The sequence below is a fragment of the Bradyrhizobium sp. LeoB3 genome (assembly GCF_055456055.1).
In genome coordinates, this window is the sequence record NZ_JBVBEF010000050.1 from 56535 (window position 1) to 65190 (window position 8656).

10 protein-coding genes are annotated in these 8656 nt (G+C 63.3%); 9 read left to right on the forward strand and 1 reads right to left on the reverse strand.

Annotated features, from left to right (window positions below; genetic code table 11):
- The first annotated feature begins 6 nt into the window (after positions 1 to 6).
- From ACZXDY_RS27405 to ACZXDY_RS27425, 5 genes are all read left to right on the forward strand, one after another.
- Positions 7 to 579: a cob(I)yrinic acid a,c-diamide adenosyltransferase gene (locus ACZXDY_RS27405; protein ID WP_028163779.1), complete on the forward strand. Its 573-nt coding sequence runs from the start codon at positions 7 to 9 to the stop codon at positions 577 to 579.
- A gap of 120 nt (positions 580 to 699) precedes the next feature.
- Complete coding sequence (locus ACZXDY_RS27410; RefSeq protein ID WP_028163778.1) at positions 700 to 1449, forward strand: electron transfer flavoprotein subunit beta/FixA family protein; 750 nt, start codon at positions 700 to 702, stop codon at positions 1447 to 1449.
- Positions 1450 to 2400 carry an electron transfer flavoprotein subunit alpha/FixB family protein gene (locus tag ACZXDY_RS27415; RefSeq protein WP_464347652.1) on the forward strand — a complete coding sequence of 317 codons (951 nt, stop codon included), beginning with the start codon at positions 1450 to 1452 and terminating at the stop codon, positions 2398 to 2400. It abuts the gene before it with no gap.
- A 307-nt stretch (positions 2401 to 2707) separates the two neighbouring features.
- Entirely contained in the window at positions 2708 to 3589 is an 882-nt protein-coding gene (locus ACZXDY_RS27420) for a 3-hydroxybutyryl-CoA dehydrogenase (RefSeq protein WP_028163776.1), read from the forward strand.
- Between the two features lie 185 nt (positions 3590 to 3774).
- Complete coding sequence (locus tag ACZXDY_RS27425; protein WP_028163775.1) at positions 3775 to 3963, forward strand: putative motility protein; 189 nt, start codon at positions 3775 to 3777, stop codon at positions 3961 to 3963.
- On the opposite strand, the gene tlpA is transcribed toward ACZXDY_RS27425, so the two are convergent.
- Positions 3960 to 4637 (reverse strand): thiol:disulfide interchange protein TlpA, encoded by a 678-nt coding sequence (tlpA, locus tag ACZXDY_RS27430; RefSeq protein ID WP_464347653.1) that lies wholly within the window; start codon positions 4635 to 4637, stop codon positions 3960 to 3962. The genes ACZXDY_RS27425 and tlpA overlap by 4 nt on opposite strands.
- A 119-nt stretch (positions 4638 to 4756) precedes the next feature.
- Here tlpA and argH point away from each other — a divergent pair, with 119 nt between their 5' ends.
- The 4 genes from argH to ACZXDY_RS27450 all read left to right on the forward strand — a co-directional run bounded on the left by argH (position 4757) and on the right by ACZXDY_RS27450 (position 8437).
- Complete coding sequence (gene argH, locus ACZXDY_RS27435) at positions 4757 to 6154, forward strand: argininosuccinate lyase (protein WP_464347654.1); 1398 nt, start codon at positions 4757 to 4759, stop codon at positions 6152 to 6154.
- A 92-nt stretch (positions 6155 to 6246) separates the two neighbouring features.
- Positions 6247 to 6516 (forward strand): LPS translocon maturation chaperone LptM, encoded by a 270-nt coding sequence (lptM, locus tag ACZXDY_RS27440; protein WP_028163772.1) that lies wholly within the window; start codon positions 6247 to 6249, stop codon positions 6514 to 6516.
- Between the two features lie 7 nt (positions 6517 to 6523).
- Positions 6524 to 7789: a diaminopimelate decarboxylase gene (gene lysA, locus ACZXDY_RS27445; RefSeq protein ID WP_464347655.1), complete on the forward strand. Its 1266-nt coding sequence runs from the start codon at positions 6524 to 6526 to the stop codon at positions 7787 to 7789.
- Between the two features lie 420 nt (positions 7790 to 8209).
- Positions 8210 to 8437: a hypothetical protein gene (locus tag ACZXDY_RS27450; RefSeq protein WP_028163770.1), complete on the forward strand. Its 228-nt coding sequence runs from the start codon at positions 8210 to 8212 to the stop codon at positions 8435 to 8437.
- Positions 8438 to 8656: the final 219 nt, after the last annotated feature.

Genomic DNA, 8656 nt, shown 5'->3' on the forward strand with positions numbered 1-8656 from the left:
TGGAACATGGTCGTGCTCAACAAGATCTATACGCGCACCGGCGACGACGGTACGACGGCGCTCGGAAGCGGCGAGCGGCGGCCGAAATATGATCTGCGCGTCAGCGCCTACGGCACGGTGGACGAGACCAATGCCGCGATCGGCGTGGTGCGGCTTCATCTTGCGGATAATCCCGCGCTCGACCGCATGCTCGGCCTGATCCAGAACGACCTATTCGATCTTGGCGCCGACCTCGCGGTGCCCCAGCGCGAGGGCAAGGCGGAGCGTTTGCGGATGCTGGCGAGCCAGGTCGAGCGGCTCGAGCGCGACATCGATACGCTCAATGCCGAGCTGGCGCCGTTAACCTCTTTCGTGCTTCCCGGCGGTACCCCGGCGGCAGCCTATCTGCACCTCGCCCGTACGATTTGCCGCCGGGCGGAACGAATGATGGTGGAACTTGCGGCCAAGCCGGATGAGCCAGTCAGCGAGGCTGGCATCCAGTATATGAACCGCCTGTCGGATTTCCTGTTTGTCGCCAGCCGTTTCCAGAACGACAAGGGTGCCGGTGATGTGTTGTGGGTGCCGGGCCAGAACCGCTAGAATGGGTCTCATATCCACGGGGCCGATTTTTGGCTTTCGCGCGTTGACCGCCGATAGCGGGACCTTTAGGTTCCGCGCCCAAGCCAATCAACCCCCTAATTTCAAAGCGAAAGAGGATCGATGAAGGTTCTTGTGCCGGTAAAGCGGGTCGTCGACTACAACGTCAAGGTCCGCGTCAAGAGCGATGGATCGGGCGTGGAGCTCGCCAACGTCAAGATGTCGATGAACCCGTTCGACGAGATCGCGGTCGAGGAAGCGTTGCGGCTGAAGGAAGCCGGCAAGGCGACCGAGGTCGTGGTGGTGTCGATCGGCCCGGCGCAAGCCTCCGAGACCATCCGCACCGGCCTTGCGATGGGCGCCGACCGCGGCATCTTGGTCAAGGCCGAGGGCACGGTGGAGCCGCTCGCAGTCGCCAAGCTCCTGAAGTCGGTGGTGGAGGCTGAGAAGCCCGGCCTCGTCATCCTCGGCAAGCAGGCGATCGACGACGATAGCAATCAGACCGGCCAGATGCTGGCCGCACTGCTCGGCTGGTCGCAGGCGACGTTCGCCTCCAAGCTCGAGGTCGAAGGTTCTGACTTCAAGGTGACGCGCGAGGTCGACGGCGGCCTGCAGACCGTGAAGCTGAAGGGCCCGGCGATCGTCACCACCGACCTTCGCCTCAACGAGCCGCGCTATGCTTCGTTGCCGAACATCATGAAGGCGAAGAAGAAGCCGATCGACGAGAAGAACGCCGCCGATTACGGCGTCGATCTCACACCGCATCTCGAAATCCTTAAGACTTCGGAACCGGCGGGCCGCAAGGCGGGCGTCAAGGTCAAGGACGTCGCCGAACTGGTGTCGAAGCTCAAGACCGAAGCCGGGGTTCTCTAAATGACGACATTGCTGATTGCCGAACACGAACACGAGAAGCTGAAGGACGTCACCAACAAGGCGCTGACCGCGGCGACCCAGTTGGGCGGCGACGTGCATGTGCTGGTCGCCGGCGGCGGGGCGGGCACCAAGGCCGCGGCCGAAGCGGCGGCGAAGCTCGCCGGCGTCAAGAAGGTGCTGGTGGCCGAAGGCGAGGCCTATGCGCACGATCTCGCCGAGCCGCTTGCCGCGCTGATCGTCTCGCTGGCGCCGTCCTATGACGCGATCGTTGCGCCCGCGACCTCGCGCTTCAAGAACGTGATGCCGCGCGTCGCGGCCCTGCTCGACGTCATGCAGGTCTCCGAGATCATCAAGGTGGTCGCGCCTGATACCTTCGAGCGTCCGATCTACGCTGGTAACGCGATCCAGACAGTGAAGTCCAAGGACGCCAAGAAGGTGATCACGGTCCGCACCTCGACCTTCGCCGCGGCGGGCGAGGGCGGCAGCGCCTCGGTCGAGACAGTGGCGGCTGCGGCCGATCCCGGTCTCTCCAGCTTCCTCGGCGAGGAGGTCGCCAAGAGCGATCGTCCGGAACTGACCTCGGCCAAGATCATCGTTTCCGGTGGCCGCGCCATGCAGAGCCGGGAGAATTTCGCCAAGTACATCGAACCGCTGGCCGACAAGCTCGGTGCCGGTGTCGGCGCATCGCGCGCGGCGGTCGACGCCGGCTATGCCCCGAACGACTGGCAGGTTGGCCAGACCGGCAAGGTGGTGGCGCCGGAACTTTATGTCGCGGTCGGCATCTCCGGCGCGATCCAGCATCTGGCTGGCATGAAGGATTCCAAGGTGATCGTCGCGATCAACAAGGACGAGGACGCGCCGATCTTCCAGGTCGCCGATTACGGCCTGGTCGCCGACCTCTACCAGGCGGTTCCGGAGCTGACCGAAGCGCTCGGCAAGCTCGGAAAATAAGCAAAGAGAACACCGGCCGGATGGTACGGCCCCGGCCGGTGTTCTTGTTTTTGAATGGCGTTTTTCCGCGAAGCAGGTACCTTTCGCCCGTAGCATGAGCCGGAAAAACGGGTACCGGTTTTCCGAAAGATCATGCTCAATAAAAAGAAAGACGGAGCATGATCCGTACCCGGAGCGCCGCGTCGGCGCTAAGTGGGCGCCGGTTTACGAAAAAGATCATGCGCAAACGTAAGACTTGTCGGATATTGGGGACATAGTAGGGGACTTGGGCGAGGCGCGATGGACGCGCTGTCCCGGTGGTGACAACATGACGGTCGCAATCAAGAAGGTCGGCGTAATCGGCTCGGGCCAGATGGGTAACGGCATTGCCCATGTGGCGGCGCTTGCGGGCTTCGACGTGCTGCTCAACGACATTTCCGCCGATCGCGTGAAATCGGCGCTCGCAACCATCAACGGCAATCTGTCGCGCCAGGTGGCCAAGAAGTCCATCACCGAGGAGCAGCGCAAGCAGGCGCTGTCCCGGATCGTCGCGACTGACAGCCTCGACGAACTGGCGGATTGCGATCTTGTGATCGAGACCGCGGTCGAGAAGGAAGAGACCAAGCGCAAGATCTTCCACGATCTCTGCGCGGTCCTGAAGCCGGAGGCGATCGTCGCCTCCAATTCGTCGTCGATCTCGATTACGCGGCTCGCCGCCTCGACCGACCGCCCGGAGCGCTTCATCGGCATTCATTTCATGAATCCGGTGCCGCTGATGGAGTTGGTCGAGCTGATCCGCGGCATCGCCACTGACGATGCGACCTTCGACGCTGCCAAGACGTTCGTTGGCAAGCTCGGCAAGCAGGTCGCGGTATCGGAGGATTTTCCGGCCTTCATCGTCAACCGTATCCTGCTGCCGATGATCAACGAGGCGATCTACACGCTCTACGAGGGCGTCGGGAACGTCGAGGCCATCGACGCGGCGATGAAGCTCGGTGCCCACCATCCGATGGGCCCGCTGGAACTGGCCGATTTCATCGGACTGGACACCTGTCTGTCGATCATGCAGGTGCTGCATGAGGGGCTCGCCGATTCAAAATACCGGCCGTGCCCGCTCTTGGTGAAATATGTCGAGGCCGGCTGGCTCGGCCGCAAGACCCAGCGCGGCTTCTACGACTATCGCGGCGAGAAGCCGGTCCCGACGCGCTAACTTGTCGTCATTGCCGGGCTTGACCCGGCAATCCATCCTCAAGAAACGACTCTTGTGAAGATTGATGGATACGCGGGTCAAGCCCGCGTATGACATGCCAGGATCGGGGCCGGCTGGCGCCCGACATATCCAGCTTTCATTAACCCCTGCCGCCTATGGTGCGCCCGAATTGGGGAGTACCGCGTATGGATATGATGAGCATGGTCTCGGGCATTCTGGCCATGCAGGCCGGCGGCCTGCAGTCGCAGATCCAGACCTCGATCATCAAATCCAATGCGGACGCCGAGAAATCCGCGGTCCAGACGCTCCTGGGTGCCCCGTCCACGGCCAACCTGGCGCCGGGCGTCGGCGGCAATCTGAACGTCGTCGCCTAGATTCCTGCCGCGGCCGGCTGTACGGCGGCCGTGATCAGCTTCACGGCGTCATCGCTGGCCCATTCGGCCGGACCCGCAATGGTCGCGATCTCGCAGCCGTTGCCGTCGATGAGCATCGAGGTGGGCATCCCAAGCGCCTTGCCTATGCTCTTAAGGTCCTGGAAAACCTTGGCTTTCACGTCACTGAAATAGCCGAGCCGGGTCAGATTGGCGTCTTTCAGGAAATTCTTCGGCTTGTCGAAGTCGCGGGTGTCGATGTTGATCGCCACCACCTCGAAATCCTTGCCGCCGAGCTTGGCCTGGAGCGCGTCGAGCGCCGGCATCTCCTTGCGGCAGGGCACGCACCACGTGGCCCAGAGGTTCACCAGCACGGCCTTGCCGCGCCAGTCCGACAGCTTCCTCGGCTTGCCATCGGCGTCCTCGAAGGCGAGGTCCGGCACGCGCAAGGGTTTCGTCGCCATCGTCAGCGCGGCCAGTTCGCCCCGCGCCAGCGGGCCGAGCTTCTTCGCCAGAGCAACCGTCCCGCTGCAGACAGGATCGCCGGCGGGGCCGCGGCCCATCAGCCCGCCAAATCCGGAGACGCCGGCATAGCCGATCAGCGCGCCGACCAGCACCGCGCCGATCACGAGCGGGATCCGGCGCGTGGCGCCACGGGACGGGGGAGTTTCGGGCATATCGTTTGTCATTCCGCGTCAGATATGGCTAAGCAGGGCCCGCGCCGGCGGCGGGTCGGTTTCGACGGTCGGCGATCAAGGGCAGGCCTGAAGTTTTAAGAAGTCGTGAGCGAGCAATCATGAGCAACAAGATGTGGGGCGGGCGGTTCTCCGAACGTCCCGACGCGATCATGGAGGAAATCAACGTCTCCATCGACGTCGATCGTCACCTTTATGCCCAGGACATTGCCGCGTCCAAGGCCCACGCCGCGATGCTCGCCGCGCAAGGCATTATCACCGCGTCTGATGCGAAAAATATCGGCAAAGGTCTAGACACGATTTTGTCAGAAATCGACAAGGGATCGTTCGATTTCAAGCGCGCGCTCGAAGATATCCATATGAACGTCGAGAGCCGGCTGTCGGAATTGATCGGCCCGGCCGCCGGCCGGCTGCACACCGCGCGCTCCCGCAACGACCAGGTCGCGACCGACTTCCGCCTCTATGTCCGCGACACGATAGATGAGACCGATGCGGCGCTGGCCGCGTTCCAACAGGCGTTGGTCGAGCGCGCGCTGGAACATGCCGGAACGGTCATGCCGGGCTTCACCCATCTGCAGACCGCCCAGCCTGTTACCTTCGGGCATCATCTTCTCGCCTATGTCGAGATGGCGGCGCGCGACCGCGGCCGCTTCGCTGATGCTCGCAAGCGGCTGAACGAATCGCCGCTCGGCGCCGCGGCGCTCGCCGGCACCTCGTTTCCGATCGACCGGGCCGCGACGGCAAAAGCGCTCGGATTCGACCGTCCAATGGCCAATTCGCTCGACGCCGTCTCCGACCGCGATTTCGTTTTGGAAACCCTGTCGGCTGCCGCGATCACGGCTGTGCACCTGTCGCGTTTTGCGGAAGAGATCGTGGTCTGGACCTCGCCGCTGGTCGGCCTGGTCCGCCTTAGCGACAAGTTCACCACCGGCTCCTCCATCATGCCGCAGAAGCGCAATCCGGATGCGGCGGAGCTGGTGCGCGCCAAGACCGGCCGCGTGATCGGCGCGCTCACCGCGCTCCTGATCGTGATGAAGGGCCTGCCGCTCGCCTATCAAAAGGACATGCAGGAGGACAAGCAGGGCACGATGGAGGCCTTTGCCGCGCTCTCGCTCGCGATCCGCGCCATGACCGGCATGGTCGAAGACCTCGTGCCCGACGAGGGGCGGATGAAAGCCGCGGCCGGCGAGGGCTATGCCACCGCCACCGACCTCGCCGACTGGCTGGTGCGGACCCTGAAAATGCCGTTCCGCGAGGCCCATCACGTCACCGGCCGCATCGTCGCGCTGGCTTCGCAGCAGGCCGTCGCCCTGCACGAACTGCCGCTGAAGGCGATGCAGGAGGTCGAGCCGAAGATCACTGCCGACGCGCTGAAGGTGCTCTCGGTCGAATCATCGGTGAAAAGCCGCATCAGTTACGGCGGCACCGCGCCGAAGAACGTGCTTTCCCAGGCGAGGGCTTGGGCGAAGCGGCTGGAAAAAGAGCGAAAATTGGGCTGAACGACAAATTTCGCTGCAATCTCATGGTTATCCGGGGGCTCGCCAGAGCAAATCAATGTTTGTATGGTGCGGCCCGCATTGGGGATTTCGTCGTGACCAGTAACCACCGCCTGACCCGGTCGGGATGGGCTCTCATCCTTGTCGGCGTTGCCGCGCTGACGCTCGGCGGCTGCGGACGCAAGGGACCGCTCGACCTGCCGCCGACCGCGAGCTCGGCGCAGACGCCGGCCGCGCCGCAAGATACCGAGACCCAGCGGGCAGCCCAGCCCAGCCTGTTCAATCCGAACTACGGAACGGATGCGCCGCCGGCTGCGGCCAAGGGTCGTCAGCGATCCTTCGTCCTCGACCCGCTTCTCGACTGAGCGCGCCATGAATCATTTCGACTATCGCGACGGCGTGCTGCACGCCGAAGCCGTTGACCTGTCCAGGCTTGCCGACACCGTGGGCACGCCATTCTATTGCTATTCGACCGCGACCTTGGAGCGCCACTACCGGGTGTTCACCGAAGCCTTCGCCGGCGAGAAGGTGCTCGTCTGCTACGCGATGAAGGCGAATTCCAACCAGTCGGTCCTGCGCACCTTGGCAAAGCTTGGCGCCGGCGCCGACGTGGTCTCGGGCGGCGAATTGAAGCGAGCCCTTGCCGCGGGCATCCCGCCCTCGAAGATCGTCTTCTCCGGCGTCGGCAAGACCGAGGCCGAGCTGCGCGCCGCGCTGTCCGCCGACATCCTCTGCATCAATATCGAATCCGAGCCTGAGCTTGAACTGCTGTCGCGGCTTGCGGCCGAGATGGGCAAGACCGCGCGCATTTCGGTGCGCGTCAATCCTGACGTCGATGCCGGGACGCATGCCAAGATCTCGACCGGCAAGTCCGAGAACAAGTTCGGCATCCCGATCTCCCGTGCGAGAGACGTCTATGCCCGCGCGGCGAAGCTGCCGGGCATCGAGGTGCGCGGGGCCGACATGCATATCGGCAGCCAGATCACCGATCTCAGCAAGATGGAGACGGCGTTCCGGATCCTCGCCGAATTCGTCCAGACCTTGCGCGCCGACGGCCACAACATCTCGCATATCGATTTCGGCGGCGGCCTTGGCATTCCCTATTACATGGACCGCGAGGCGCCGCCGGCACCCGACGCCTATGCCGCGATGGTGAGGCGCGTGACGCATAACCTCGGCTGCACGCTGATGTTCGAGCCGGGGCGGATGATCGTCGGCAATGCCGGCATCCTCCTCACCCGCGTGATCTATGTGAAGCATGGCGATGCCAAGAACTTCGTCATCATCGATGCCGCGATGAACGACCTGATCCGGCCGACGCTGTACGAAGCGCATCACGACATCCTGCCGGTGCGGCAGGCCGAGAAAGACGCGCCGATGATGGTTGCCGACGTGGTCGGCCCGGTCTGCGAAAGCGGCGACTATCTCGCGCTCGACCGTTCGCTGCCCGAGCCCAAGCGCGGCGATCTCCTGGCGATCATGACCGCCGGCGCCTATGGCGCGGTGCAGTCCGGCAGCTACAACACCAGGCCGTTGGTGCCGGAAGTGCTGGTCAAGGACGATCAGTACGCAGTCGTGCGCCCGCGCGTCGACATCGAGGCGCTGATCGCGATGGACAAGCCCGCGCCGTGGCTCTGACCTTGTCCGGCGCCGTGCCCGCTCAGCGCTCACCTCGACATTTAATAGTGATCGCCGCGGTTTAATATCTCGCAGTTTTAAGCGCCGGAGAATCCGCGCGCAACGGACGCTTTTTAACGGCGGGAATTCTGCGCGGGGCGCGGGAGCCTGCGGAGCCATTTGAGCTATGACCGGGGCGCGCCTCCGGGCAGCTTCCGCTTAACACAACGGTATTCACATCTTCTCAAAGCCGCGGCGCAGCGCCCGCTGACCCTCGGGGTGACGGATAAGTCTCGGATAGGGCGCAGTATTTTCATTTGTTGACCGCTGTCCCTGCGTCATTTTCGCATGCCTGTAATTTAAATATTAAATCCTGATTGACAGACATTTAAATTCGAGTGAGATTAATATTATCAAATGCGGCTGAGCGGGGGTGTAACAATGTCATTGCCAGGCTGGGTTCTCGCGATTTTCCTCTTGATGGCGGCGGCGGTGCCCGCCGGTGTCTACTTCACGGCCACGCTGTTCTTCCCTCCCGACCAGGTCTACACCTATGTCGGCCAGGGAACGTATCGTGGCGCGCCGGGCCCGGCCGCTGGCGCAGGCCTTCCCTTCCTCGTCGCTGCAGGCGTCTATTGGTACGTCAGGCGCCGTCGCAACTCAAAATAGCGCTTGCGCTCTTAGCGCCACAAAAGCGACCGACACAGAACATCTTCATGGAAGTCGTAAAGACCGCCGCAAGGCGGTCTCTATTTTGGCTCGAGCATCACCTTGTTCGGTGTCGTCCCGCACCGCTGTCGTCCCCGCGAAAGCGCTAGGGCATGCACAGATGTGGTGCGGTGCGGCGGATTGACTCGGGGCGGGTGTGAGGGATTCCAGAATCGGGAA